Annotated in this window: 21 protein-coding genes and 1 pseudogene; 19 read left to right on the top strand and 3 right to left on the bottom strand. The window is 70.9% G+C overall.

The window, feature by feature from the left end; genetic code table 11:
• Positions 1-57: 57 nt before the first annotated feature.
• Together ACIBKX_RS26330 and ACIBKX_RS26335 are read left to right on the top strand one after the other, a co-directional pair.
• On the top strand, positions 58-1,713 hold the full coding sequence (locus ACIBKX_RS26330) for an MFS transporter (RefSeq protein ID WP_363276586.1): 1,656 nt from the start codon (positions 58-60) through the stop codon (positions 1,711-1,713).
• A 145-nt stretch (positions 1,714-1,858) separates the two neighbouring features.
• Positions 1,859-3,052, top strand: a complete 1,194-nt coding sequence (locus ACIBKX_RS26335) for an acyl-CoA dehydrogenase family protein (RefSeq protein WP_363276585.1) — start codon at positions 1,859-1,861, stop codon at positions 3,050-3,052.
• A gap of 13 nt (positions 3,053-3,065) precedes the next feature.
• Here the strand turns inward: ACIBKX_RS26335 and ACIBKX_RS26340 are convergent, their stop codons facing one another.
• Positions 3,066-3,506, bottom strand: coding sequence for a cell division protein SepF (locus ACIBKX_RS26340; protein WP_363276584.1), 441 nt, complete (start codon positions 3,504-3,506; stop codon positions 3,066-3,068).
• Between the two features lie 290 nt (positions 3,507-3,796).
• On the opposite strand from ACIBKX_RS26340, the gene ACIBKX_RS26345 reads away from it, so the two are divergent.
• Complete coding sequence (locus ACIBKX_RS26345; protein WP_363276583.1) at positions 3,797-5,077, top strand: DUF5685 family protein; 1,281 nt, start codon at positions 3,797-3,799, stop codon at positions 5,075-5,077.
• Between the two features lie 89 nt (positions 5,078-5,166).
• On the opposite strand, the gene ACIBKX_RS26350 is transcribed toward ACIBKX_RS26345, so the two are convergent.
• Positions 5,167-6,126 (bottom strand): ABC transporter substrate-binding protein, encoded by a 960-nt coding sequence (locus ACIBKX_RS26350; RefSeq protein ID WP_363276582.1) that lies wholly within the window; start codon positions 6,124-6,126, stop codon positions 5,167-5,169.
• A gap of 497 nt (positions 6,127-6,623) precedes the next feature.
• On the opposite strand from ACIBKX_RS26350, the gene ACIBKX_RS26355 reads away from it, so the two are divergent.
• The 12 genes and pseudogenes from ACIBKX_RS26355 (at position 6,624) to ACIBKX_RS26410 (ending at position 18,281) form a co-directional block, all read left to right on the top strand.
• Positions 6,624-7,481: an amino acid ABC transporter permease gene (locus ACIBKX_RS26355; protein WP_363276581.1), complete on the top strand. Its 858-nt coding sequence runs from the start codon at positions 6,624-6,626 to the stop codon at positions 7,479-7,481.
• Complete coding sequence (locus ACIBKX_RS26360; RefSeq protein WP_363276580.1) at positions 7,478-8,359, top strand: amino acid ABC transporter permease; 882 nt, start codon at positions 7,478-7,480, stop codon at positions 8,357-8,359. Before ACIBKX_RS26355 ends, ACIBKX_RS26360 begins: the two co-directional genes overlap by 4 nt.
• Entirely contained in the window at positions 8,356-9,117 is a 762-nt protein-coding gene (locus tag ACIBKX_RS26365; RefSeq protein ID WP_363276579.1) for an amino acid ABC transporter ATP-binding protein, read from the top strand. The genes ACIBKX_RS26360 and ACIBKX_RS26365 overlap by 4 nt, the downstream gene beginning before the upstream one ends.
• A gap of 10 nt (positions 9,118-9,127) precedes the next feature.
• On the top strand, positions 9,128-10,111 hold the full coding sequence (locus ACIBKX_RS26370; protein WP_363276578.1) for an ABC transporter substrate-binding protein: 984 nt from the start codon (positions 9,128-9,130) through the stop codon (positions 10,109-10,111).
• A gap of 118 nt (positions 10,112-10,229) precedes the next feature.
• Positions 10,230-11,225: an LLM class flavin-dependent oxidoreductase gene (locus ACIBKX_RS26375; RefSeq protein ID WP_363276577.1), complete on the top strand. Its 996-nt coding sequence runs from the start codon at positions 10,230-10,232 to the stop codon at positions 11,223-11,225.
• Entirely contained in the window at positions 11,222-12,529 is a 1,308-nt protein-coding gene (locus tag ACIBKX_RS26380; RefSeq protein ID WP_363276576.1) for an NtaA/DmoA family FMN-dependent monooxygenase, read from the top strand. Before ACIBKX_RS26375 ends, ACIBKX_RS26380 begins: the two co-directional genes overlap by 4 nt.
• A gap of 5 nt (positions 12,530-12,534) precedes the next feature.
• Entirely contained in the window at positions 12,535-13,413 is an 879-nt protein-coding gene (locus ACIBKX_RS26385) for a DUF1684 domain-containing protein (protein ID WP_363276575.1), read from the top strand.
• 250 nt (positions 13,414-13,663) lie between these two features.
• Positions 13,664-14,563: a S1 family peptidase gene (locus ACIBKX_RS26390; protein WP_363276574.1), complete on the top strand. Its 900-nt coding sequence runs from the start codon at positions 13,664-13,666 to the stop codon at positions 14,561-14,563.
• Positions 14,564-14,741: 178 nt separating this feature from the next.
• Entirely contained in the window at positions 14,742-15,623 is an 882-nt protein-coding gene (locus ACIBKX_RS26395) for a slipin family protein (protein WP_399376183.1), read from the top strand.
• Between the two features lie 277 nt (positions 15,624-15,900).
• On the top strand, positions 15,901-16,986 hold the full coding sequence (locus tag ACIBKX_RS26400; RefSeq protein WP_363275043.1) for a S1 family peptidase: 1,086 nt from the start codon (positions 15,901-15,903) through the stop codon (positions 16,984-16,986).
• A 199-nt stretch (positions 16,987-17,185) separates the two neighbouring features.
• Positions 17,186-17,878 (top strand): annotated as a pseudogene (locus tag ACIBKX_RS26405) (aldehyde dehydrogenase family protein); the annotation flags it as partial.
• Positions 17,879-17,906: 28 nt separating this feature from the next.
• Entirely contained in the window at positions 17,907-18,281 is a 375-nt protein-coding gene (locus ACIBKX_RS26410; RefSeq protein WP_363275042.1) for an iron-containing alcohol dehydrogenase, read from the top strand.
• A gap of 55 nt (positions 18,282-18,336) precedes the next feature.
• Here the strand turns inward: ACIBKX_RS26410 and ACIBKX_RS26415 are convergent, their stop codons facing one another.
• On the bottom strand, positions 18,337-19,356 hold the full coding sequence (locus ACIBKX_RS26415; RefSeq protein WP_363275040.1) for a DUF3533 domain-containing protein: 1,020 nt from the start codon (positions 19,354-19,356) through the stop codon (positions 18,337-18,339).
• Positions 19,357-19,540: 184 nt separating this feature from the next.
• Between ACIBKX_RS26415 and ACIBKX_RS26420 the strand changes: the two genes are divergently transcribed.
• The 4 genes from ACIBKX_RS26420 to ACIBKX_RS26435 all read left to right on the top strand — a co-directional run bounded on the left by ACIBKX_RS26420 (position 19,541) and on the right by ACIBKX_RS26435 (position 26,001).
• On the top strand, positions 19,541-22,993 hold the full coding sequence (locus ACIBKX_RS26420; protein ID WP_363275038.1) for a DNA polymerase III subunit alpha: 3,453 nt from the start codon (positions 19,541-19,543) through the stop codon (positions 22,991-22,993).
• Positions 22,990-23,973 (top strand): DNA polymerase thumb domain-containing protein, encoded by a 984-nt coding sequence (locus ACIBKX_RS26425; RefSeq protein WP_363275037.1) that lies wholly within the window; start codon positions 22,990-22,992, stop codon positions 23,971-23,973. The genes ACIBKX_RS26420 and ACIBKX_RS26425 overlap by 4 nt, the downstream gene beginning before the upstream one ends.
• 73 nt (positions 23,974-24,046) lie before the next feature.
• A complete protein-coding gene (locus ACIBKX_RS26430) occupies positions 24,047-25,321 on the top strand; it encodes a histidine kinase (protein WP_363275036.1) in 1,275 nt (424 codons plus the stop codon).
• Entirely contained in the window at positions 25,318-26,001 is a 684-nt protein-coding gene (locus ACIBKX_RS26435; protein ID WP_363275034.1) for a response regulator transcription factor, read from the top strand. The genes ACIBKX_RS26430 and ACIBKX_RS26435 overlap by 4 nt, the downstream gene beginning before the upstream one ends.
• Positions 26,002-26,067: the final 66 nt, after the last annotated feature.

Genomic DNA, 26,067 nt, shown 5'->3' on the forward strand with positions numbered 1-26,067 from the left:
CTGGGAGATCACGTCCCGCGGGCCGCCGATGCGAGGGATCACTGGGAGGTATCGCACATGTCGGGGACAACCACGGCCACTGCTCCCTCCGGCCGTCGGGTGCCCAGGTCGCAGGAGGGCGCCAACCGCTGGCTGGTGCTCGTCGTCCTCTGCGTCAGCCTGCTGCTCGTCGCCGTCGACGCCACGGTGCTGCATGTCGCGGTGCCGGCCGTCACGGAGGACCTGAAGCCCGGCGGCATCGAGCTGCTGTGGATCGTCGACGTCTATCCGCTGGTCTGCGCCTCGCTCCTCATCCTCTTCGGCACCCTCGGCGACCGGGTCGGCCGCAGACGGGTGCTCCTTCTCGGGTACGCGCTCTTCGGCGTCGCCTCGGCGATCGCGGCGACGGCGGACAACGCGCAGATCCTGATCGCGGCCCGCGCCCTGCTCGGCATCGGCGGCGCGATGATCATGCCCGCGACCCTTTCGATCCTCCGGCAGGTCTTCCCCGACCGGCGTGAGCGCGCCGTCGCCATCGGCGTGTGGAGCGCGGTGGCGGGCATCGGTGCGGCGGGCGGACCGCTGCTCGGCGGGTTCCTCCTGGAGCACTTCTGGTGGGGCTCGGTCTTCCTCATAAACATCCCGTTGATGCTGGTCAGCCTGCCCATCGGGCGCTGGCTCCTTCCCGAGTCCACGGGCGACCGCAACGGCCCCTGGGATGTCGTCGGCGCGCTGATGGCGGCCGCCGGGCTCTTCGGACTCGTCCTCGCGGTGAAGCGGGCGGGCGGCGGCGAGTCGCCGTTCGGCATGACGACACTGCTCTCGTTCTTCCTCGGGGCCGCGCTCCTGGTCGGCTTCGTCCGCAGGCAGCGGCGGCGCGAGCATCCGCTCATCGATCTGTCGATGTTCTCCAGGCCCGCGTTCTCCACCTCGCTCGGCTGCATCGTGCTCGCGATGCTCGCCCTGGTCGGCCTGGAACTGGTCGCCGCGCAGTATCTGCAGCTGGTGCTCGGCCTCTCCCCGCTGGAGACGGGCATGCGGCTCGTGCCGCTCACCGTCGCCGCTATGGCCGCGGGCCTCGCCGGATCGAAGCTGCTTCACCGCTTCGGGCCGCGCACGATGGTCGCCTGCGGATTCACCCTCACCGCCGTGGCCGTGGTGGTGCTCACCGGCATGGGCGACAAGGCGAACGACCCGCTGCTGCTCACCAGCTTCGTGCTGCTCGGCCTCGGCCTGCAGACCACGCTCTTCGGTTCGTACGAGTCGATGCTCAGCGAGGCGCCGCAGTCGCAGGCCGGCGGGGCCGCCGCGATCGGCGAGACCTCCTACCAGCTGGGCGCGGGCATCGGCATCGCGCTGCTCGGCAGCGTCATGAACGCGGCGTACGCGCCGGGCCTCTCGTCCGTGCCGGGCGTGCCGGACAAGGCGAGCTCCGAGGCGAGCCACTCGCTCGGCGAGGCGTACGAGGTCGCGGGGCAGCTCGGCGGCGGCGCGGGCAGCGCGCTGCGGGACGCGGCCAGGGAGTCCTTCGTGCACGGGCTGCATGTGACGCTCCTGGTCAGCGCGGGGCTGCTGCTGCTCGGCGCGCTGATGGCGCTGCGGCTGCCGCGGACGATGGAGTGCGGGGCCGCCGCGGAGGACCAGGACCAGGACCAGGAGCAGGGCGCGTGCGCGGACGCCGGGATACCCGCACCGCGTGACGCGACGGCCGTCCCCGCGCAGTCCGTCCGCTGAGCGGAGCGGGACACCGCTGCACCCCGGGCAGGACACCGCTGCACCCCGGGCGGGACACTCTGGACGTCCGCGACACCGCGTCGTAACGTCAGCGCGAGCCGTAAGTAACTACCACTGCTAGTTTTTGCGCCGCCGGAGGCCCGTCATGTCCGCAAGCAGCCGCACCCTGCCGCCCTTCGACCCCACCGACCCGCTCGGCATCGACGACCTCCTCGACCCGGAGGACCTCGCGATCCGCGACACCGTCCGCACCTGGGCCGCCGACCGGGTCCTGCCGCACATCGCCGACTGGTACGAGAAGGGCGAGCTGCCCGGCATCCGCGATCTCGCCCGCGAGCTCGGCTCGATCGGCGCGCTCGGCATGTCCCTTCAGGGCTACGGCTGCGCGGGCGCCACCGCCGTCCAGTACGGACTCGCCTGTCTGGAGCTGGAGGCCGCCGACTCCGGCATCCGCTCGCTGGTCTCCGTGCAGGGCTCCCTCGCCATGTACGCCATCCACCGCTTCGGCTCCGAGGAGCAGAAGCAGCGCTGGCTGCCGGGCATGGCGGCGGGCGAGATCATCGGCTGCTTCGGCCTGACCGAGCCCGACCACGGCTCCGACCCGGCGTCCATGCGCACCTTCGCGAAGAAGGACGGCACCGACTGGGTGCTCTCCGGGCGCAAGATGTGGATCACGAACGGCTCGGTCGCCGGTGTCGCGGTCGTCTGGGCGCACACCGACGACGGGATCAGGGGATTCGTCGTCCCCACCGACGCCCCCGGCTTCTCGGCGCCCGAGATCAAGCACAAGTGGTCGCTGCGCGCGAGCGTCACCAGCGAGCTGGTGATGGACGAGGTGCGGCTGCCCGAGGACGCCGTTCTCCCCGAGGTCACCGGCCTCAAGGGCCCGCTGAGCTGTCTCTCCCACGCCCGCTACGGCATCGTCTGGGGCGCCATGGGCGCCGCCCGCTCCTGCTTCGAGGCGGCCGTCGAGTACTCCAGGACCCGCGAGCAGTTCGGCAGGCCCATCGGCGGCTTCCAGCTCACCCAGGCCAAGCTCGCCGACATGGCGGTCGAGCTGCACAAGGGCATCCTGCTCGCACACCACCTCGGCCGGCGTCTGGACGCGGGCAGGCTCCGTCCCGAGCAGGTCAGCTTCGGCAAGCTCAACAACGTACGGGAAGCGATCGAGATCTGCCGTACGTCACGGACGATCCTCGGTGCCAACGGGATCTCCCTGGAGTACCCCGTGATGCGGCACGCGACGAACCTCGAGTCGGTGCTCACCTACGAGGGCACCGTCGAGATGCATCAGCTCGTCCTGGGCAAGGCGCTCACCGGCATCGACGCGTTCCGGTGAGCGGCCTCGCCCGCTAGCTCTGGTTGAAGAAGCCGTCCGACGGGCGGCTCGCGGCCTCCCCGTTGACGATCTGCGTGTCGGCGGGGGTGAGCAGGAAGACCCGCGTCGCCACGCGCTCGATGGAACCGCGCAGGCCGAAGGTGAGGCCCGCCGCGAAGTCCACGACGCGCTTGGCGTCGCCGGGCTCCATCGACGTGAGGTTCACGATGACCGGGACGCCGTCCCGGAACATCTCGCCGATGCCGCGCGCGTCCCGGAAGCTGTCCGGGGTCACGGTGCCGATCCGGCGGCCCTGCTCCTCGGCCGACTCGGTCGCCACCCGGACCCGCGGGTCGGTGACCCAGGCCTCGCCCGGCCCCTCGGCCCCGTCATCGTCGTAGCCGTCGTAGTAACGCTCGTCATTGTTGTCGTCGACGAGGCCAAGCCAGGCACTCGCCTTGCGCACCGATCCCATGGACGCCTCCTCTCACAGCGGGCTTTCTGCGTTCCGCATCCCCATGTTCGTCCATGATGCGGATGGTGCGCCAAGTGGATAGTCGCCGCGCGGGGTTTTCGTGACGGTACTGGTGCACAGTCAACTGCCCGAAGCACGTGATTCCTCAAGGGTCTTGCTGTGCACGGCTGCTGACAGTGAGTGAAATATGATTCTTCACGGCGTTCGGGTGACGGGCGGTGCGTCCGGGTGAACGGACCCCTCGCTACGATGCCGGAGTTGATCGTCGGCAGACTCACGGGGGAGTCGTCTTGTTCGGAATCGTCAGGCCCTGCAGCCACCGTCTCGGCGAGGGACTGAAGACCCAGTGGATGGCGCATTTGTGCGGTCTCTGCCTCGCGCTGCGCGGCGACCACGGGCAGTTCGCCCGGGTCGTGACCAACTACGACGGCCTGATCATCTCGGTTCTGACGGAGGCTCAGGCCGCCAAGTCGACCGGCTGGCGGCGCACCGCGGGGCCCTGTCCGCTGCGCGGCATGCGGACCGCCTCCGTCGCGCAGGGCGAGGGCGCGCGGCTCGCCGCCGCGGTCTCGCTGGTCCTCGCATCGGCGAAGGTGCGGGACCACGTCGTCGACGGGGACGGCCTCTTGGCACGCAGGCCGGTGGCCGCCGCCGCGCGGAAGGTCGCGCGCAGCTGGGACAAGGCGGGCGCGCGCACCGGCGCCGATGTGGGCTTCGACACGGCGGTCCTGGTGGACGCCGTCGAACGGCAGGTCGGCATCGAGGGCTTGGCGGGCCCCGGCACCTCGCTCCTGACGGTCACCGAACCCACCGAGACCGCGACGGCCGCCGCCTTCGCGCACACCGCCGTCATAGCGGGCAGGCCGGACAACGCCGGGCCGCTCGCCGAGGCCGGCCGGCTCTTCGGCAGGCTCGCGCACCTCCTGGACGCCGTGGAGGACAAGGAAGCTGACGCCGCGTCGGGTGCGTGGAATCCCCTGACGGCCACGGGCACGGACCTCACCGAGGCCCGGCGGCTCGCCGACGACGCCCTGCACGGCATCCGGCTGGCGCTGCGGGACGCCGAGTTCACCGACGGCAAGCTGGCGCATGTGCTGCTCGCGCATGAGCTGGGGCGCTCGGTGGACCGGGCCTTCGGGACCGAGGCATGCGGGCACAGCCATCAGGTGACGGCTCATCAGGGGGGTTCGTTCGGGCCGCCGCAGGGGGGTGATCCCTATGGTCAGCAGGGTGGGCCGTACGGAGGTCCGTACGGGGGCACGCAGAATCCGTACGGCGGTGGCAACCCGTACGGCGGCGGCGCGCCCGGAGCCCCCGGTGGTCCTGGTGGTCCCGGTGGCTTCGGCGGTGGGCCCGCGTTCGAGCCACAGCCGCCGAAGCCGGAGAAGCGGGGGTTCTGGGCCGGGTGCGCCGTCGCCATCGGCCTCTGCTGCACCTGCAAGGTGTGCTGCGCGGATTCGTACGAGGGACCGTGGTCCCGCAAGCGGCGTGAGGGCTGCTGCAACAACTGCGGTGACAGTGGGTGCTGCTCCTGCTGCGAGTGCTGCTCTTGCTGTGACTGCGGGCTTTAGGTACGCGGGGTCTCTTCTTCGTCTGCGGGGCTGTGGGGGCTGGTCGCGCAGTTCCCCGCGCCCTTTGGGACGCTACCCCTGACCGGGAGTCAGTCCTTGATCTCCGGTGGGGAGATCCGGGACTTCTCGATGGCCGAGCCCTGCGTGTCCCACTTCTTCAGGATGCGTTCATACGTGCCGTCGGCAATCAGCCCGTTCACCGCCGCCCGGAAGGCGCCCGCCAGCTTCGTCCCCTTCTTGAAGGCGAAGCCCACGTCCAGGCGGTGGTACTCGCCCAGGAACTTCAGGCCCTCCTGGTGGGCCACCGCGTAGCGCAGGCCGTTGATGGTCGACATCACCACATCGCTGCGGCCCTGCTGGAGCGAGCCCCAGATCGCGCCCGGTTCGGCGTACGTCTTCACGCTGTACGGCTTCTTGCCCGCGTCCCCGCAGACGTGCTTGTTGTCCTCCAGGGTGACCTCGAAGGTGGTGCCCGCGCCGGTCGCCACGTTCAGTCCGCAGAGCTGCTCGAAGTCGGTGACCTTCGTCAGCTCGCTGTCGTCGCGGACGGCGAAGCCCTGCCCGTCGTTGATGTACGTCACGAAGTCGATCGTCTTGCGGCGTTCCTCGGTCACGCCGAAGTTGCCGGTGCCCAGGTCGTACTTGCCGCTGTCCAGGGCGGGCAGGATCGCCTCGAAGCTCGCGGCCTCGCGCTTCAGCTTCAGGCCCAGCGCCTTCGCGACGGCCTCAGCGAAGTCGGCGTCCTGGCCGACGATCGTCTTCCCGTCCTCCAGATATGTGTTGCCGGGCGGGCTGCCGCCGACGGCGGTCGCGAGACTGAGCGTGCCCCGCTCGCGCACGTCGGCCGGCAGCAGCTTCGCCGCCGCCTCGTTCTTCTTGACCGAGGAGACCACGTCCTGCGTGGGGATCTTGTCGCTCTTGCCCGCGGGCGCCGCCCCGCCCGCGGTGTCGGCGGAGCCGCCGGAACCGCAGGCGGTGAGCGTCAGCGTGACGGCGGTGATCAGGGCGAAGGCCGCCGGGATGCGGCGGGAATGCGGAAGCGTGCTCATGGCGTGACGTTCTCCATCGGGCGGCAAGGCAAGGCAAGGCAAGGCGCAAGGCGAGGCGAGGCGAGGCAGGGCGAAGCGGACGTGCGAGGGGAGGGGCCGCTGCTCAGGTGCTCATGGGCAGTCCAGCAGCGGTGTACGCGTGTGAAGGCGGGGTCGGCGGCGCGCGGGCGCACGGCAGATGCGACAGAAGGGAGCCTTTGGGGGCTCAGCGCGCAGGGGGTCGACTCAGAGAGTCGTCGAAGCTCAGAGGGTCGACGAACAAGACGCCGACCACACTCGACCGAAGTCGATGTGGGAGCGCGTGACCAGCCACTGCTGCGGATGCATGGGCCAAGTGGAGCAGGCATCCGTTTCCACGTCAACTGCGGTGAGACGTACGGCTCATATCCTGGACGCCCTTGACAGTGCGCGTGATCCGCCCCGTACTCTCAAGGCGGACCGTGCTGAGGGGCTCGGTCCGTGTGAAGGCTTCATCCCGTATCCACGGAGCCTTCGCCATGTCTTCCGACACGCTCGCCAAAGTCGCGACCGCCCCTCCCCAGGAACCCCCGCCCGACGTCCCGCGCATCGTGCCGCGCCGCCGCGTCGGCCAATGGGTCGCCGCAGCCGTGGTCCTCGTGCTGCTCGCACTCACCGTCAACTCCGTCGTCCGCAACGACGCGTTCCAGTGGGACGTGGTCGGCGACTACTTCACCTCCGCGTCCGTGCTGCGCGGCCTGTGGCTCACGCTCTGGCTGACCGCCGTCGTGATGGCGCTCGGCTTCGCGCTCGGGACGCTGCTGGCCCTGGGCAGGCTGTCCGCCAACCCCGTGCTGCGGAGCGTCAGTTGGGGGTACGTCTGGCTCTTCAGGTCGATGCCGATCCTGGTGCAGCTGCTGTTCTGGTTCAACATCGGGGCGCTGTACCCGTACCTCTTCGGCATGAAGACGGTGAACCTGCTCGGCCCCGTCACCATCGCCGTCATCGGGCTCACCCTGCACGAGGCCGCGTACGCCGCCGAAGTGGTGCGCGGCGGTGTGCTCTCCGTCGACCGGGGGCAGATCGAGGCCGCGCAGGCGCTCGGGCTCAGCCGGTGGCGCCGACTGCGGCGGATCGTGCTTCCGCAGGCCATGCGGTCCATCGTGCCGCCGGCCGGGAACATGCTGATCGGCACGCTCAAGGGCACCTCGATCGTCAGCGTGATCGCCGTGCAGGACCTGCTGTACTCCGTGCAGCTCGTCTACCACCGCACTTACCAGGTCATCCCGCTGCTCCTGGTCGCCACCGTCTGGTACGTCGTCATCACCTCGCTGCTCAGCGTCGGCCAGTACTACGTGGAGCGACACTACGCGCGCGGTTCGGAGCGCACCCGATGAGCGTGACGGAGTCCGGGGTGGCCACTGAAGTCGCTGCTGCCAAAGAGGACTTGGGTGCGATGAAGGTCGTTCCCGTACGTCATCCCTGGCGCTGGGCGGCCGTCGTCGCGACGGCGGTGCTCGTGGCCCAGTTCGCCCATGGGCTCGCCACCAACCCCGGCTGGGAATGGGAGGTGTTCGCCGAGTTCTTCACCGCCGACGTGATCCTCAAGGCGGTCTGGGTCACCCTCCAACTCACCTTCTACGGCACGGTCGTCGGCTTCGCGCTCGGCATCGTGATCGCCTTCATGCGGCTGTCCGCCAGTCCCTTCCTCAAGGCCGTCGCCTTCGCCTACATCTGGGCGTTCCGGTCGATCCCGCTCATCGTGCAGCTGCTGTTCTGGTTCAACCTTGCCTATCTCTACAAGGAGTTGCAGTTTGGGATCCCGTTCGGACCCGGCTTCTTCTCCTTCGACACGATGGGTCTCGTCGGCGCGATGAGCGCGGCCGTCCTTGGACTCGCCCTGCACCAGGCCGCGTACGCCGCCGAGATCGTGCGGGCCGGCGTACTGGCCGTCGACGGCGGACAGTTGGAGGCGGCGGCCGCGCTCGGCATCCCCCGGCTGCGGCAGATCCGCCGGATCGTCCTGCCGCAGGCGATGCGCTCGATCCTGCCCAACGCGGCCAACGAGATCATCTCCCTCTTCAAGGGCACCTCGATCGTCTCCGTCATGGCGATCGGCGAGCTCTTCTACCAGGTGCAGGTCATCTATGGCCGCAACGGCCGCGTCGTGCCGCTCCTGATGGTCGCCACCGCCTGGTACGTGCTGCTCACCACCGCCCTCTCCGTCCTCCAGCACTACGTCGAACGCCACTTCTCGAAGGGGGCATCGCGATGACCGCGATGGTCGAAATCCGCTCCGTACACAAGTCCTTCGGCTCCCTGGAGGTCCTGAAGGGCCTCGACCTGGAGGTGCGGACGGGCGAGGTCACCGTCATCCTCGGCCCCTCCGGATCGGGCAAGTCCACGCTCCTGCGCACCATCAACCACCTGGAGAAGGTCGACCAGGGGTGGATCAGCGTCGACGGCGCGCTCGTCGGCTACCGGCGCTCCGGCGACAAGCTGTACGAGCTGCGCGAACGCGACGTACTCAAACAGCGCACCCAGATCGGCTTCGTCTTCCAGAACTTCAACCTCTTCCCGCACCTCACCGTCCTGGAGAACATCGTCGAGGCGCCGGTCTCCGCGCTGAAACGGCCGCGCAAGGACGCCGTCACGGCCGCCGAGGCACTCCTGGCCCGCGTCGGGCTCGCCGACAAGGCCGACGCCTATCCCAAGCAGCTCTCCGGCGGCCAGCAGCAGCGCGTCGCCATCGCCCGAGCGCTCGCCCTGGAGCCGAAGCTGCTGCTCTTCGACGAGCCGACCTCCGCGCTCGACCCGGAGCTGGTCGGTGAAGTCCTCGACGTCATCAAGGACTTGGCCGGACAGGGCACCACGATGATCGTCGTCACCCACGAGATCGGCTTCGCGCGCGAGGTCGCCGACACGGTCGTCTTCATGGACGACGGACTCATCGTCGAGCAGGGCACGCCGGGTGACGTACTCGATCGGCCGCGGCATGACCGTACCCGCGCGTTTCTTTCCAAGGTCCTCTAGGAGCTTCCACATGCCTTTCCCTTCCCGACGTCTCCTCTCCGCCTCCGTCGCCGCGCTGGTCCTCGCACCCCTGCTCGCCGCCTGCGGAGGAGACAGCGACGCCGCGACCGGCGGTGGCAAGCCCGGCACCAAGAAGGTCGGCGACATCAACATCGGGCCCGACCAGAACCGCGTACGCGGCAAGAAGGTCGACGCCATCGCCGCACTCGTTCCCGAAGAGGTGCGCAAGCGGGGGACGTTGCGGCTCGGCGGTGGCGCCGACTCGACCGCGCCGCTCGGCTTCTACGCCACCGACGACAAGACCCGCATCGGCTCCGAGGTCGACATCGCGATCCTGGTCGCCGACACGCTCGGCCTGAAGCCGAAGTTCGAGCAGGTGTCCTGGGAGAACCTCTTCGTCGGCCTCGACAGCGGGAAGTTCGACGGGGTCTTCGGCAATGTGACGGTGACCGAGGAGCGCAAGGAGAAGTACGATTTCGCGACGTACCGCCTCGACAACATCGCCTTCGAGGCGCGGGACGACGTCGACTGGACGGTGCAGGGCCCGAAGGACGTGGCGGGCAAGTCGGTCGCCGTCTCCTCCGGCACCAACCAGGAGAAGATCCTCGTCGACTGGAGCAAGGAGAACGAGAAGGCCGGGCGTGCGCCGGTGGACATCAAGTACTTCCAGAAGGACTCCGACTACTACCTCGCCCTCCAGTCGGGGCGTATCGACGCGTATCTCGGGCCCAATCCGTCTGCCGCCTATCACGTTGCCTCTGCCGGGCAGACGAAGATCGTCGGCACGTTGTCCGGCGGGGGCGCCTCGATTCAGGGGGAGATCGCCGCGACCACCCGGCGGGGGAGCGGGCTGGTTGACGCGTATGCCGCTGCGCTGAACCACGTGATTCGGGACGGGAGTTATAAGGCCGTCCTGAAGCGATGGGGGCTTTCCGGTGAGGCTGTTCGGAAGTCTCGGATCAATCCGCCGGGGTTGCCGAAGCCGAAGCCGTAGACGTGTCGACTGCGGGAGCGTCGTGGCTTGTCGCGCCCACGCGGCGGAGCCGCATATCGGCACAGCCCCGCGCCCCTTTGGGGCGCTCCCACTCCCCCCTGCTTGAAAGGCTCAACCCATGTCCCCGCTCCATCTTGCCGCTGCCATCGATCTACCAGGGATCTATGGAGCCGGTCCCTTCGCCGAGTTGGCCTTGCTCGCCGAACGTGGCGCTCTCGACTTCGTCACCCTCGAAGACTCCTTCGGGCGGTCCGGGCCCGACGCGCTCGGCGTGCTCGCTCGGGTCGCGCCCCGCACCGCGCGGGTCGGGCTCGTGCCCACCGTGACCACCACCCATACCGAGCCCTTCCATGTGCAGGCCGCCGTGGCGACCCTGGACTGGGTCAGTCACGGGCGGGCCGGCTGGTGCCTCGACGTGTCGGCGAGCGAGGCGGAGGCCCGGCTCTTCGGGCGGCGGCACGCCGCGCCGCGCGCGGAGCTGTGGCGGGAGGCCGGTGAAGTCGCCGACGTGGCCGCCCGGTTGTGGGACAGCTGGGAGGACGACGCGGAGATACGTGACGTGGCGACCGGCCGCTTCATCGACCGGGACAAGCTGCATTACGTCGACTTCACGGCCGGCACCTTCTCTGTCCGAGGCCCTTCCATCGTGCCCCGTCCGCCGCAGGGCCACCCGGTGACCGTCGTCGACGCCACCGCCCCGCACGCCCGCGACACCGCGGCGCGGTACGCGGATGTCGCGCTGGTGCGCACCACCGGACTCGCCGAGGCGGACGCCGCGCGCGCCGAACTGCGGGCGGCGGCAGCGGGGTTCGGGCGTGACCCGGACTCGCTGCGGGTCCTCGCCGACCGCACCGTCGACCTGGGCGAGGGCGAGCGGGTCGTCGATCTCGCCGAACTCATCGCCTCCTGGCACGCGTCCGGCGCCGTGGACGGGTTCCATCTGCGGTTCGCCGAGCCGCGCCGCGATCTGGAGCGGCTCGTCAACGGCACCGTGGAACTGCTCAAGCACCGCGGCCTGTTCCGCACCTTCTATCCGGGCGGCACCCTGCGGGACCACCTGGGCCTCGCCCGGCCCGCCAACCGTTACGCCGCCCGCACGGGGGACCCGTCATGAGTGAACGTACAGAGAAGAAGCAGCTGCATCTCGCCGCGCATTTTCCCGGCGTCAACAACACCACCGTCTGGGCCGATCCGCGGTCCCGCTCGCAGATCGAGTTCGGCTCCTTCGAGCATCTGGCACGGACCGCCGAGCGCGGGCTCTTCGACTTCTTCTTCCTCGCGGAGGGGCTGCGGCTGCGCGAGCACAAGGGGCGCATCCACGACCTGGACGTCGTCGGGCGGCCCGAGTCCCTCACCGTGCTGACCGCGCTCGCCGCCGTCACCGAACGGCTCGGCCTGGCCGGCACGGTCAACGCGACCTTCAACGAGCCCTTCGAACTGGCCCGCAGGCTCAGCTCGTTGGACCACCTCAGCGCGGGCCGCGCCGCCTGGAACGTCGTCACGTCACCGGACGCCTTCACCGGCGAGAACTTCCGGCGCGGCGGCTATCTCGACCGGGCCGACCGCTACACCCGCGCCGCCGAGTTCGTCGCGACCGCGCGCGAGCTGTGGGACTCCTGGACGCCGCAAGGTGAGTCGCGGCCCTTCGCGCATCGGGGGCAACACTTCGACATCGAGGGGGAGTTCACCCTGCCACGCTCGCCGCAGGGGCATCCCGTCGTCATCCAGGCGGGGGACTCTCCGGAGGGCCGGGAGTTCGCCGCGTCCACGGCCGATGTCGTCTTCACACGGCACGGCACGCCGGAGGCCGGCCGCGCCTTCTACGCCGACGTGAAGGGCCGTCTCGCCAGGTACGGCCGCGACCCCGACGACCTGAAGATCATGCCCGGCGTCACCTTCGTCCTCGGCGACACCGCCGCCGACGCCCAGGAGCGCGCCGCCGAGATCCGCCGGCAGCAGGTCTCCCCGCAGAACGCGATCCTCGCCCTGGAGCAGGTCTGGGGCGTGGACCTGTCGGCGTACGACCCGGAAGGGCCGCTCCCCGACTTCGACCCGGACCCCGGATCGTCCCTGGTCCAGGGCCGGGTGAAGATCACCAACGCCCTGGAGACCGCCGAGAGGTGGCGCGCGCTCTCCCGCGAGAAGGGGCTCTCCATCCGGCAGACCGTCATCGAGACGACGACACGCCAGTCGTTCGTCGGCACCCCGGATTCGGTCGCCGCCGACCTCGCGGAGTTCGTGACGGCCGACGCCGCCGACGGCTTCATCCTCGTCCCGCATCTCACCCCCGGCGGTCTCGACGAGTTCGTCGACCGGGTGGTGCCGCTGCTCCAGGAGCGGGGCGTGTACCGCACGGAATACCAGGGCGCGACGCTGCGCTCGCATCTCGGGCTGCGCGAGCCCGTATGGAAGGGTTGATCATCATGAGCACCGAAACGAGCACTGAAGCGAGCGCCGCGGACAGCGCCGCGAGCAGTGACGCCGTACGCGACTGGAAGCACTGGCACGAGCAGCGGACGGAGACGGTCTCGGCGCCCTACGGCCCGCTCTCCCTCACCAGCACGCACTGGCTCGCGGACTATCCGGATGGTCGACTTCCGGACATCCCCGGGCGCTGGACGCAGGCGGCGGAAGCGGGCGACGAGATCGTCCTGACCGCCGATGCGGGCGACGGACTCACCCTCGACGGGCGGCCCTTCAGCGGCGAGACCCGGCTTGCCGCCGACCCCGGCCCGGTGGGCGCGGCCCGCGTCGCACAGGGCGGGCGCCGGTTCGTCGTGCTGCGCCGCGAGGGGCTCTGGGCGGTCCGCGACTTCGACCCTCAGTCCGCCACGCGCCGCGCCTTTGGGGGCATCGAGGCCACCGGGTACGACGCGCGCTGGGCGGTGGAGGGGCGCTTCACGCCGTACGACGCCGAGAGCGCCGACAGTCCCGGCAGCGGCGTGCGCACCGTCCGCGTGGCCAACGCCGACGGGGTCGAGCGGGGCCTGGGCCTGGGCGGTGAGCTGGCCTTCGACCTGGCCGGAAAGCAGCACACGCTCCAGGTGTCGGTGGAGGGCGATGGCTCGTTGTGGGCGGTGTTCGCCGACGCGAGCAGCGGGGGCTCCAGCTACCGGTTCCGCTTCCTGCGGCCCGCCGCGCCCGACGCCGAGGGACGTACGACGGTCGACTTCAACCGCGCTCTCCTCCCGCCCTGCGCCTTCGCCGACCACTTCATCTGCCCCTTCCCGCCCCCGGGCAACACCCTTGCCGCCGAGATCGCCGCCGGAGAGCGGAACCTACTCGGCCGGTCACTCGTCTGACCCAGAGCCGATGACCCAGAGCCCCGGTGGCGTACGTGAGGTACGACAGCCACCGGGGCCGGTCGACGTGTATCCGGCTGACGGCCGAAAGGTGCCCTTGTGCGGGCCGCGCCTGGCCCGAATACTCCCGAGCAGCGCTTGTCAGGGGCACGGCGTATCCGGAATCCGGGCCGCCTCTTGCTCTTTGGCTGCGCCTCACGGGCTCCCAACCCACGCGGGCCCACTGACTTCCCCTCGGGAGGAACAACAAGTGAGGATCAAGCGCACCACCCCCCGCAGTGGCATAGCGAGACACACACGTCTGCTCGCCGTGGCCACCGGACTCGTGGCCGTCGGCGCGCTCGCCGTCCCCGCCGCGAACGCGAACGACGTCACCACCTTCAGCTCGGCGCAGCTCACCAAGGCGGGCGACGCGGTGCTCGACGCGGATGTCGCGGGCACCGCCTGGGCCGTCGACAAGGCGACCAACCGCCTTGTCGTCACCGCGGACAGCACCGTCTCCCAGGCCGAGATCGCGAAGATCAAGAAGGCGGCGGGCGGCAACGCGGGCGCCCTCAAGATCGAGCGCACTCCCGGCAAGTTCAACAAGCTGATCTCCGGCGGCGACGCCATCTACGCGTCCAGCTGGCGCTGCTCGCTCGGCTTCAACGTCCGCAGCGGCAGCACCTACTACTTCCTGACCGCCGGTCACTGCACAGACGGCGCGACCACCTGGTGGTCCAACTCGGGGCACACGACGACGCTCGGGTCCACGACGGGTTCCAGCTTCCCGACGAACGACTACGGCATCGTCAAGTACTCCAACACGTCGATCACCAAGTCCGGCACGGTCGGCAGCCAGGACATCACCAGCGCGGGCAACCCCACCGTGGGCCAGGCCGTCAAGCGGCGCGGCTCCACGACCGGTACCCACAGCGGCTCGGTCACCGGTCTCAACGCGACCGTCAACTACGGCGGCGGCGACATCGTCTACGGCATGATCAAGACCAACGTCTGCGCCGAGCCCGGCGACAGCGGCGGTCCGCTCTACGCGGGCACCAAGGCGCTCGGCCTCACCTCGGGCGGCAGCGGAAACTGCTCCACGGGCGGCACGACGTTCTTCCAGCCGGTCACCGAGGCGCTGAGCCGGTACGGCGTGAGCGTGTACTGATCCTCGTACGAGCGTGTACTGATCCTCGTACGACAGAGCGGCAGCCAGCAGCAGACGAACCCCCGTCCGTGGTCAGGGCGGGGGTTCACCCCTGTCTCCCGTCTCCCTTTGCGCGCCGTGCGGGGTTACCTTCGAAGGACACGCCCAACATGCCCAATTCGGACCCTGGGGGGCCGGCATGGTCGAGGAGCTGGTGGCAGCGGGAGTGACCGTCGGGGCTGTCGGGGCGGTCTATGTGATGGCGGCGGCGCGCGTCGTCAAGCAGTACGAGCGAGGCGTGGTGCTCCGGCTCGGACGGCTGCAACGCTCGGTGCGCGAGCCGGGGTTCACGATGATCGTGCCGTTGGTGGACCGGCTGCGTAAGGTCAACATGCAGATCGTGACGATGCCGGTGCCCGCGCAGGACGGCATCACGCGGGACAACGTCACGGTGCGGGTGGACGCGGTCATCTACTTCAAGGTGGTCGACGCCGCCGAGGCCGTCGTCCAGGTCGAGGACTACCGCTTCGCCGTCTCGCAGATGGCGCAGACCTCCCTGCGCTCGATCATCGGCAAGAGCGATCTCGACGACCTGCTCTCCAACCGCGAGAAGCTCAACCAGGGTCTGGAGCTGATGATCGACTCGCCGGCCATCGGGTGGGGCGTGCAGATCGACCGCGTGGAGATCAAGGACGTATCCCTGCCCGAGACGATGAAACGGTCCATGGCCCGGCAGGCCGAGGCCGACCGTGAGCGCCGAGCCCGCGTCATCAACGCCGACGCCGAGCTGCAGGCCTCCAAGAAACTCGCCGAGGCCGCGCACGAGATGGCCGAGGAACCCGCCGCCCTCCAGCTCCGCCTCCTGCAGACGGTCGTGGCCGTCGCCGCCGAGAAGAACTCGACCCTCGTCCTGCCCTTCCCCGTCGAACTGCTCCGCTTCCTGGAACGCGCACAACAGGCCCAGGAGCAGCCCCGGCAGCGGCCCGAGGAGCGGCCCCAGGCCCTGCCGGAATCCGGTGCGCAGGATTCGGAAGCCGGAGATCAGGTGGCGCGCGGAGAGTCGAAAACCGGACAGGACTAGTCCTCACCCGCTGCCGACCGCCCGCTCGCACGCGGTGTTTGCAACGGGAACCGACGTGGCGCGACCGGGTCCCGTGAAGGGGGAGGGGGCGCACGGTGTCTGTCGCGTGCGCGTCCTGAAGTAGACCTTGTGTGCTACCGGACGGTCTCGGAATAGTGGGCCGCGCCCTTTGGCATGGACGCGGCTATCTCAGCGTGTGCGACTCCGTGCCGGTACGCCTTCCGGCCCATAGGTCCCCCCACACCGAACGGGCCGACCCCCCACAGGAGGACGTGAGTTGAAGCACCGACGCATACCCAAGGGACGCGCGGCCGCGGCAGGAGCCGGCGTGGTCGCGCTCATCGCCGCCGGAGTGACCTTCCAGACTGCGAACGCCAGTGAGAGTGCCCCGACCCCCACGCCGGACACCCTCACGGTCGCGAAGGCCGGAAACCTCGCCTCGTCCATCGTCAAGGACCTCGGCGTGGACGCCGCCGGCACGTACTACGACGCCAAGAGCAAGAACCTCGTCGTGAACGTCCTCGACGAGACGGCGGCGAAGACGGCCGAGGCGGCCGGCGCCAAGGCGAGAATCGTCGAGAACTCGCTGGCCGAGCTGAAGAGCGCCCGCACCACGCTGAGCGACAAGGCGTCCATCCCCGGCACCTCGTGGGCCGTCGACCCGGCGACCAACAAGGTCGTCGTCACGGCTGACCGCACGGTCAAGGGCGCCGAGATGGACAAGCTGACCGCCGTGGTCAAGAAGCTCGGCCCGAAGGCCGAACTCCAGCACAGCAAGGGGGAGTTCAAGCCCTTCATCGCAGGTGGCGACGCCATCTGGGGCGACGGCGGCCGCTGCTCGCTCGGCTTCAACGTGGTCAAGGACGGCGCACCGCACTTCCTGACCGCGGGCCACTGCACGGAGGGGATCACCAGCTGGTCCGAGGAGCAGGGCGGCCCGGTCATCGGCGAGAACACCGACTCCAGCTTCCCCGACAACGACTACGGCCTGGTCAAGTACACCGGCGACACCGCACACCCGAGCGAGGTGAACCTCTACAACGGCTCGACCCAGGCGATCACCAAGGCGGGCGAGGCGACCGTGGGCCAGAAGGTGCAGCGCAGCGGTTCCACGACCCAGCTGCACGACGGCTCGGTCACCGGTCTGGACGCCACCGTGAACTACGGCAACGGCGACATCGTCAACGGGCTCATCCAGACCGACGTCTGCGCCGAGCCCGGCGACAGCGGCGGCGCGCTCTTCGCGGGCGACACCGCGCTCGGCCTGACCTCGGGCGGCAGCGGCGACTGCACCTCCGGCGGGGAGACGTTCTTCCAGCCGGTGCCGGAGGCGCTGACCGCGCTCGGTGCGGAAATCGGCTGACCTGCGGCAAATCCGCGGAGTCCGCGGAGTCCTGAGTCCCACCCCCGCCGCGGCGGGGGTGGGACTTTTTCGGTACGCGGCGGGACCTTCGGCCCCTGGAACGAGGCCCTTTTCGGTGCGGCGGGCGACCGGTACGGATGTCGAATGGAGGTATCAGCGCAGCACAGCAGCGAAAAGGTCGCACTGAAGGAGCCCTGCCATGCGGGCCAAGGAGATGCTGGACGGACCGGCCACCGGGACGACTGACGAGATGGTGGACGGACTGGTCAAGGGGGCGCTGACCGCGCTCGGCGAGTTCGCGTCGTACGACCAGGAGCAGGTCGACCACATCGTCAAGAAGGCCTCCCTCGCCGCGCTGAGCCGGCACGGGGAGCTGGCGCGGCAGGCGGTGGAGGAGACCGGCCGCGGCCTCTTCGAGGACAAGGCCGTCAAGAACCTCTTCGCCTGCGAGCACGTCGTGAACTCGATGCGCGGACTGAAGACCGCGGGCGTCATCTCCCGCGACGAGCTGAACGGCATCACCGAGATCGCCGAACCGGTCGGCGTCGTCTGCGCGATGACCCCGGTGACCAACCCGACGTCGACCACGCTCTTCAAGGCCCTCATCGCCCTGAAGACCCGCAACCCGATCGTCTTCGCCTTCCACCCGAGCGCGCAGCACTGCTCGGCGGAGGCCGCCAGGATCGTGCGGGACGCCGCGGTCGAGGCGGGCGCGCCCGAGAACTGCGTGCAGTGGATCGAGGAGCCCTCGATGGCGGCCACCGGCCTTCTCATGAACCACGAGGGCGTCTCCACCATCCTCGCCACCGGCGGCAACGCGATGGTCAGGGCCGCCTACTCCTGCGGCAAGCCCGCGCTCGGCGTCGGCGCCGGAAACGTACCCGCGTACGTTCCATGTCGCCCACGGCCGCACCAACGCGTTGCTGCTGCCGCATGTCATCCGGCACAACGGGACCGTCTCCGGGAAGGCGACGCCGTGGCCGAAGGCCGAGGTGTACCGGGCGCCGGAGCGGTTCCAGGAGATCGCCCGGATGCTGGGGCTGCCGGCGGCTTCCGCGGAGGAGGGGGTTGAGGCCTACGCCCTCGCGGTGGAGGAGCTGCGGGCCAGGTGTGGGATTCCCGGCTCCTTCCAGGAGGAAGGCGTCGACGAGGCGGCCTTCATGGAGGCGCTTCCGCAGCAGGCGATGAACGCGTACGCGGATCAGTGTGCGCCCGCCAATCCGCGGATGCCGATGCTCTCCGAGATGGCGGGGTTGATGCGGCGGGCGTATTACGGAGACAGGGTGGGGGGCTGATCTGGTTCGCCGACCGCGAGCCGTTTGTGGCTGGTCGCGCAGTTCCCCGCGCCCCTCAGGGAGCGCGGGTCTCGCCCGGCCGGCGGTCTCCTCGCAGAGCTGACATGACCAACGTGACGGCCGTGCCCACCACCGCCCAAGCCGCCAGTACCAGCAGCGGCCCCGTGACCGCGTTGCCCTCGAAGTACGCGATCGAGCGGGCCACCCAGGTGCCCGCTCCCGGTGGCAGCCAGGGGCCGATCGCCTCCCAGAACGGGGGCAGCATCGGCAGGGGGAAGGCGCCGCCCGCGCTCGGGTTGCCCGCGATCACGACGACGAGGACGGCCAGGCCGATGCCCACGATGCCGGTCAGCGACTGCAGGGCGAGGGTGATCATGCCGACCGCGAAGACGATCAGGGCACCCAGGCCCCACAGGCCCATGATGCTGCCGGGCAGGGCGCCGAGGACCGGGCCGATGATGAGTGCGCCGCCGAGCCCGCCCACGACGGAGTAGAGCGCCATGGCCCCGGTCCTGATCAGGGCGCGCGGGCCGTTCGCGGCGCGGGAGCCCGCGCTGATCGCCAGGATCGAGGCGCACAGGTAGCCGCCGACGCACCAGCCGACGACCAGGTAGAAGGACGAGAGCCCGTTGAAGTCCTGGCCCGATGCGGGGGCCACGTCGACGGTCCGCACCGTGCGCTTCTCGGCCGCCTCGACCTGGGTGGTGATCCGGTCCAGCGCGGTGGCGAGCGCGGTGCCGCCGCCGGAGGCGACCAGGAGGGTGTCGGTGGTGCCGCGGGGGTCGATGACCAGGGCGCCGTCGATGTCCCGGTCCATGATCTTTTTGCGGGCCGCGGCCTCGCTCTCGACCACCCGCGGGTCGAGCGGATCACCGGGGAGCTTCCCGAGCCGCGCCGACGCCTCCTCGGCCGCGGGTCCCGGGGCGACGACCCCGAAGGGCACGTCCCTCGGCTTCGGGTCGTGCAGCGCCCCCACGTAGGAGGCGATGAAGAGCAGCTGCAGGGCGAGTACGCCGATGACCAGCAGGGCTGCTCGCGGGGTGACGGCGCTCTTCAACTCATCGGTGAAACTCATGCCCCCACGCTCCGTGGCCCGTGTCGTTCCCGCAGGTGGGCGGGGCCGAACGGGCGACGCGGGGGCTGCGGGGGAGCGTCAGAGGAGTGCGCTGCCGCACGTGTCGTACATGCGTTCGAAACTTGGTCTATGGTGGAGGCGGGGGATGTGAGGTCGGATCGGTTCAGGGTTTCAGGAGGTGCGTGTGCCAGGGTTCACGCATCTGCGCACCGTCTCCGGATTCTCCCTGCGGTACGGGGCCTCGCATCCGGAGCGGCTGGCCGAGCGCGCCGCCGAGCGGGGGATGGACGCCCTCGCGCTCACCGACCGGGACACCCTCGCGGGAGCCGTCCGGTTCGCCAAGGCCTGCGCGAAGGCGGGGGTGCGGCCGCTGTTCGGGGCCGAGCTCGCGGCGGGGGAGCCGGTGCCGGCGCGGGGCGAGCGGCGGCGGGCCCCCGTGCGCGGAGGAGCCTTTGTCGATGAGTCGACCCCGCGGGTGACGTACCTCGCACGGGACGGCGCCCCGGGCTGGGCCGCGCTGTGCCGGCTGGTCAGCGCCGCGCACCGGGGCGGCGGGCAGCCCGTCCTGCCGTGGGAGGAGAACCACGGCGAGGGCCTGACCGTGCTGCTCGGGCCCGACTCCGACGTGGGGCGCGCGCTCGCCGCGGGGCGCCCCGACCGGGCCGCCCGGCTGCTCGCCCCCTGGCGCGAGCGCTACGGCGACGCGCTGCGCCTGGAGTCCGTCTGGTACGGCCGCGAGGGCACCGGGCCCGGCTCGCTGCGCCTGGCCGCCCGCACCGTCGGCTTCGCCGCCGAGCAGGGTGTGCGCCCCGTCCTGAGCAACGCCGTCCGCTACGCCGACGCCGGCATGGGCCCGGTCGCCGACGTGCTTGACGCGGCCCGCCGCCTCGTCCCCGTCGACCCGAGCAAGGAACTCGACGGCGGGCAGCGGTGGTTGAAGGGCGCGGGCGACATGCTGCACGTCGCCGAGCGCGTCGTCGAGTCCGCGGGCTTCCGCCGCGACACCGCCCACCGGCTGCTCGAGCAGACCCGGGCGACCGCCGCCGAGTGCCTCGTCGACCCCGAGGACGACATCGGCATCGGCTCCGTGCGCTTCCCCGAACCGCGTCTCGTCGGCGCGGGCCGCCGCACCGCGCAGCGGGTCCTCGCCTCGCGGGCGGCGGCCGGAATGGTGCTGCGGGGGTACGACTCCCGGCGCGACCGGCGCGTCTACTGGGAGCGGATGCACCACGAGCTGGACATCATCGCCTACCACGGCTTCGCCTCCTACTTCCTCACCGTGGCCCAAGTCGTCGACGACGTACGAGACTTGGGGATCCGGGTCGCGGCGCGCGGCTCCGGCGCGGGGTCGCTGGTCAACCATCTCATCGGCATCGCGCACGCCGACCCCGTCGAGCACGGGCTGCTCATGGAGCGGTTCCTGTCCACGCGGCGGTCCGTCCTGCCGGACATCGACATCGACGTGGAGTCGGCCCGCCGTCTGGAGGTCTACCGCGCGATCATCGGCCGCTTCGGCACCGAACGGGTCGCCACCGTCGCCATGCCCGAGACCTACCGGGTCCGGCACGCCGTACGCGACGTGGGCGCTGCCCTCTCCATGGACCCGGCCGAGATCGACAAGGTCGCCAAGGCCTTCCCGCACATCCGCGCCCGCGACGCCCGCTCCGCGATGGAGGAGCTGCCCGAACTGCGGCAGATCGCCGAGGAGTTGGGCGATCGCAAGCGCATGTGGGAGCTGGTCGAGGCGCTCGACGCGCTGCCCCGCGGCATCGCCATGCACCCGTGCGGGGTACTGCTCTCCGACGCCTCGCTCCTCTCGCGTACGCCGGTCATGCCGACCAGCGGCGAGGGATTCCCCATGTCCCAGTTCGACAAGGAGGACGTCGAGGACCTCGGCCTGCTCAAACTGGACGTGCTCGGCGTGCGGATGCAGTCGGCGATGGCGCACGCGGTGGCGGAAGTCGAACGGGCCACGGGCGAGCGGGTGGACGTGGACGCGGTGCCGCCGGGTGATCCGGCGACGTACCAACTCATCAGGTCCGCCGAGACGTTGGGCTGCTTCCAGATCGAGTCGCCCGGCCAGCGGGACCTGGTCGGGCGGCTTCAGCCCGCCACCTTCCACGACCTCGTCGTCGACATCTCGCTCTTCCGGCCCGGACCGGTCGCCGCCGACATGGTGCGGCCCTTCATCGAGGCCCGGCACGGCCGCGCGCCCGTCCGCTACCCGCACCCGGACCTCAAGGGCCCGCTGGAGGAGACGTACGGAGTCGTCGTCTTCCACGAGCAGATCATCGAGATCGTCGACATCATGACCGGCTGCGGCCGCGACGAGGCGGACCGGGTGCGGCGCGGGCTCTCCGACCCCGACTCGCAGGGGCGGATCCGGTTCTGGTTCGCCCAGCAGGCGGCGGCGAAGGGGTACGACGCCGAGACGATCGGGCGGACGTGGGAGATCGTCGAGGCCTTCGGTTCGTACGGCTTCTGCAAGGCGCACGCGGTGGCCTTCGCCGTGCCGACGTACCAGTCGGCGTGGCTGAAGGCCCATCACCCGGCCGCGTTCTACGCCGGGTTGCTCACGCACGACCCCGGGATGTACCCGAAGCGGCTGCTGCTCGCGGACGCGCGGCGGCGCGGGGTGCCGATCCTGCCGCTGGACGTGAACCGGTCGGCGGTCGCTCACCGTATCGAACTGGTGTCTGATAACTCTGGGTCCCGGGAGGCTTGGGGGCTGCGGCTCGCGCTCTGTGACGTCCACGGCATCAGCGAGGCCGAGGCCGCCCGGATCGCCGACGCCCAGCCCTATGCCTCGCTCCTGGACTTCTGGGAGCGGGCCAGGCCCTCGAAGCCGGTCGCGCAGCGGCTCGCGCAGGTCGGGGCGCTCGACGCGTTCGGCGCCAACCGCCGCGACCTGCAGCTGCACCTGGCGGAGCTGCGGCGGGGCTCGCGCGGTTCCGCCGGGGCTCAGCTGCCGCTGTCGGGCGGGCGGCGGACGGCACCCGCCGGACTCCCCGACCTGGACGACGCGGAGCGCCTCAGCGCCGAGCTCGGCGTCCTCGGCATGGACTCCTCGCGCCATCTCATGGGCGACCACGCCGAATTCCTCCGGGAGCTCGGCGTGCTGACGGCCCGTCGGCTCCGGGAGGCCGAACACGGCGCGACCGTGCTGGTCGCGGGCGCGAAGGCGGCCACCCAGACCCCGCCGATCCGCTCCGGCAAACGCGTCATCTTCACGACCCTGGACGACGGCACCGGCCTGGTCGACCTGGCCTTCTTCGACGACGCCCACGAACGGTGCGCGCACACCGTCTTCCACTCCTGGCTGCTCCTTGTGCGCGGTGTGGTGCAGCGCCGCGGACCGCGCAGCCTCAGCGTGGTCGGCGCGGCGGCCTGGAACCTGGCGGAACTGGTGGAACTGCGCGCGGAAGGAGGCCTCGACGCGGTGGCGGAGCGACTGACCGAGCAGCCTGCCGAGCAGTCGGCCGAGCGGTCGGCGGAGCGGTCCGGCAGCGGCACCGACCGGCGCATCAAGATGTCCACGGGGTACGAGATGCACCCCTGGGCCGACCTCCGGCCGCCCGGTGAACGGGCGGCCACAGGACGGAAGTTGTGGCACCAGAGTCCGGGGAGCGCGGGATGAGTACTCTCTGCATACGTTTTCTGCTGCCGCCCATGTACGAGGCGATGCTGCCCCGGCTGATCGCGCTGGTCGGCGAGTTCAGCCCGGTCGTCGAGGCGCTGCCGCCCGACGGCGCCCTCGTCGACGTGACGGGAGCCGTGCGCTACTTCGGCCGGGACGCCGTCGAGCTCGCCGCGGTCATCCGGGTGCGGGCGCTCGCCCGGTACGGGTTCGACTGCGTGATCGGCGCCGGTCCTGGACCGATGCTTGCGCGCATGGCGGTACGGGAGGCCGTGCCCGGGCTGCCCCGCGTCGTGGGTCAGGACCCGGACGCCGTCACGGAGTTCCTCGGCCCGAAGCCGGTCGCCGAACTGCCGGGAGTCGGCCGCGCCACCGCCCGCACCCTCTGCTCGTACGGACTCGACTCCGTCGGCAAGGCCGCCGCGGCGCCGCTGTCCACGCTGCAGCGGCTGATCGGCGCCCGCGCGGGCCGCGAACTGCACGAGAAGGCGCACGGCGTCGACCGCACACGGGTCGTGCCGAACGCCGCCTCCCGCTCGCTCGCCGCCGAACGGCCCTTCACCATCGACGAGTTGGACCCCGACCGGCACCGGCGCGCGCTGCTCTCGATCACCGAGGAGCTGGGCGTCAGGATGCGCGGCGACGGCCAGGTCTGCCGCTCCCTGACCCTCACCGTGCGGTACGCGGACCGCACCGGCTACTCGACGATCACCCGCACCCGTACGCTGCCCGAGCCGACCGCCCACTCCGGCGCGCTGACCGCGACCGCCTACCGGATGTACGAGTCGCTCGGCCTGCAGCGGGCCAGGGTGCGCGGCATCTCGCTGCGCGCCGAAGGGCTCGGCCCCGCCGAACAGGCCGCCCATCAGCTGATGTTCGACCCGGCGGACGACCGGGCGCGCCGCATCGAGGAGGTCGCCGACCGGGCACGGGCCAAGTTCGGACCCGGCGCGATCGTGCCGGGGACGCTGGCGGCGTAACGGGAACGGTAGCCCGTGGGCGTACGACCGCGGGCCAATACCCCTGTGCCGGACGGGCACATACGATCGGCGCATGGACATCAAGGCAGGTCAGGCGCCGCCGGAGGCAGGCCGGGACAGCTCCGCGCCCCGGCGCGTGTGGCCGGCCGTACGCACGGGTCTGGAGTGGAGCGGGGCCGTCGTCTACCCCGCCGTCACCTACATCACCTTCGACCACGGGCAGCAGGGCTTCGACCTCCTGATGGTCCTCGCGACGATCGCGCTCACCGCCGTCGTCGCCTCGCTGCTCCGGCGCAGGCCGCTGCCCGCGCTGGCCCTCCTGCTGCTCGCCGGGGTGGCGGCGACGATGGAGATGCGCAAGACCGAGGTCAGCTATCTGCAGACGCTGGCCGGGGTCTGCGCCGTCGGCTATCTCGCCGCCGCCCGCTCGCGCCGCGTCTCCGTCCCCGCCGCCCTGATGACGTTCACGACGCAGGTGGTCGGCCTCTTCGCCTTCCCGCCCGACGAGGAGTGTTTCCCCGGCGGGTATCCGGCGAACGGCTGCCAGTCCTCCGGGTGGGCGGGCGACGACGTCGAGACCGTCGGGTTCATCGCGGTCGCGCTGATCGCCGCCTGGATGGTGGGCAGTTCGGCCCGCGAGCGCCGTGCGCACGCCGAGGCGCTGCGGAGCCAGGCGACGGCCCGCGCCATCACCGCCGAACGGCTGCGCATCGCCCGCGAGTTGCACGACATGATCGCGCACAGCATCGGCGTCATCGCCATCCAGGCGGGCGTCGGCAGCCGGGTCATCGACACCCAGCCCGCCGAGGCGCGGGGCGCACTCACCACGATCGAGGCGACCAGCAGGGAGACGCTCGCGAGCCTGCGCCGGACGCTGGTCGCGCTGCGCAAGCCGGAGACGGCGGCCGAAGGGGCGGCCGGCGCCGCTGACTTGACGCCCCGTGAGCCGGCGCCCGGACTCGCCGACCTCGACCGCCTTGTCGCGTCCGCGCTGGACGCCGGGGTCCGGGTGGCGGTGCGGTGGACGGGCGAGCGGAGGCCGCTGCCCGCCGACATCGACCTGGCCGCGTTCCGCATCCTCCAGGAGGCGCTGACCAACGTCATCCGGCACGCGGGCACGGACAGCTGCCGCGTACGGGTCGAACTGGCGGCGGCGGAGCTGTCCGTAGAGGTCGAGGACGACGGGCGGGGCGGTCTGTCCGCCGGGACCGGGCTCGGCCTGGTCGGCATGCGCGAGCGCGTCGCCCTGCTGCACGGGCGGTTCACCGCGGGGCCGCGCCCCGAGGGCGGCTTCCGGGTGGCGGCGGTGCTGCCGGTGCCGGTGCCGGTGCCGGAGGGGGAGCGGTGACGGAGCCCGTGGTGCGTGTCGTCCTCGCCGACGACCAGCCTCTCGTCCGCGCGGGGCTGCGCGTGCTGATGGCAGACAGCCCCGGACTCGACGTCGTGGGCGAGGCGGGAGACGGCGCGGAGGCCGTCCGTCTCGCCGCCGAACTGAGCCCGGACGTCGTGGTGATGGACATCCGCATGCCCGGCATGGACGGCATCGAGGCGACCCGGCTGATCACGGAGAGCGAAGCGGCCGAGGCGACCCGCGTCCTCGTCCTGACCACCTTCGACGACGACGATTACGTGTACGGGGCGCTGCGCGCGGGCGCGAGCGGGTTCCTCGTCAAGGACATGGCCCTCGACGACATCCTCGCGGCGATCCGGGTGGTGGCGGCGGGCGACGGACTGATCGCGCCGGGGGTCACGCGGCGGTTGATCGCGGAGTTCGCGGCGCGGCCGGAGCCTGAGTCCGCGGCGCGGGAGCGGCGGTCGGTCGAGGGGGTCACGGAGCGGGAGCGCGAGGTGCTGACCCTGGTGGGGCGGGGGCTGTCCAACTCCGAGATCGCGGGGGAGCTGTACATCACCGTGGCGACGGTGAAGGCGCATGTGGCGCGGCTGTTCACGAAGCTGGGGGCCCGGGATCGGGTGCAGTTGGTCATCATCGCGTACGAGTTGGGGCTGGTTGCGCCGCCTCGAAGGTGAGGGGTCGCGGCGGCCGGGGCGACGACTCTGCCAGTGATCGCTGGAAGTTTTTACTGACGCGTAACT

It is taken from the genome of Streptomyces sp. NPDC050658 (assembly GCF_044457025.1).
Classification (GTDB): Bacteria; Actinomycetota; Actinomycetes; order Streptomycetales; family Streptomycetaceae; genus Streptomyces.

What these genes read in the sequence shown, in the direction of transcription:
- ACIBKX_RS26330 (WP_363276586.1), top strand. Translation starts at nt 58, where the DNA reads ATGTCGGGGACAACCACGGCCACTGCTCCCTCCGGCCGTCGGGTGCCC.
- ACIBKX_RS26335 (WP_363276585.1), top strand. Translation starts at nt 1,859, where the DNA reads ATGTCCGCAAGCAGCCGCACCCTGCCGCCCTTCGACCCCACCGACCCG.
- ACIBKX_RS26340 (WP_363276584.1), bottom strand. Translation starts at nt 3,506, where the DNA reads ATGGGATCGGTGCGCAAGGCGAGTGCCTGGCTTGGCCTCGTCGACGAC.
- ACIBKX_RS26350 (WP_363276582.1), bottom strand. Translation starts at nt 6,126, where the DNA reads ATGAGCACGCTTCCGCATTCCCGCCGCATCCCGGCGGCCTTCGCCCTG.
- ACIBKX_RS26355 (WP_363276581.1), top strand. Translation starts at nt 6,624, where the DNA reads ATGTCTTCCGACACGCTCGCCAAAGTCGCGACCGCCCCTCCCCAGGAA.
- ACIBKX_RS26360 (WP_363276580.1), top strand. Translation starts at nt 7,478, where the DNA reads ATGAGCGTGACGGAGTCCGGGGTGGCCACTGAAGTCGCTGCTGCCAAA.
- ACIBKX_RS26365 (WP_363276579.1), top strand. Translation starts at nt 8,356, where the DNA reads ATGACCGCGATGGTCGAAATCCGCTCCGTACACAAGTCCTTCGGCTCC.
- ACIBKX_RS26370 (WP_363276578.1), top strand. Translation starts at nt 9,128, where the DNA reads ATGCCTTTCCCTTCCCGACGTCTCCTCTCCGCCTCCGTCGCCGCGCTG.
- ACIBKX_RS26375 (WP_363276577.1), top strand. Translation starts at nt 10,230, where the DNA reads ATGTCCCCGCTCCATCTTGCCGCTGCCATCGATCTACCAGGGATCTAT.
- ACIBKX_RS26380 (WP_363276576.1), top strand. Translation starts at nt 11,222, where the DNA reads ATGAGTGAACGTACAGAGAAGAAGCAGCTGCATCTCGCCGCGCATTTT.
- ACIBKX_RS26385 (WP_363276575.1), top strand. Translation starts at nt 12,535, where the DNA reads ATGAGCACCGAAACGAGCACTGAAGCGAGCGCCGCGGACAGCGCCGCG.
- ACIBKX_RS26395 (WP_399376183.1), top strand. Translation starts at nt 14,742, where the DNA reads ATGGTCGAGGAGCTGGTGGCAGCGGGAGTGACCGTCGGGGCTGTCGGG.
- ACIBKX_RS26415 (WP_363275040.1), bottom strand. Translation starts at nt 19,356, where the DNA reads ATGAGTTTCACCGATGAGTTGAAGAGCGCCGTCACCCCGCGAGCAGCC.
- ACIBKX_RS26425 (WP_363275037.1), top strand. Translation starts at nt 22,990, where the DNA reads ATGAGTACTCTCTGCATACGTTTTCTGCTGCCGCCCATGTACGAGGCG.
- ACIBKX_RS26430 (WP_363275036.1), top strand. Translation starts at nt 24,047, where the DNA reads ATGGACATCAAGGCAGGTCAGGCGCCGCCGGAGGCAGGCCGGGACAGC.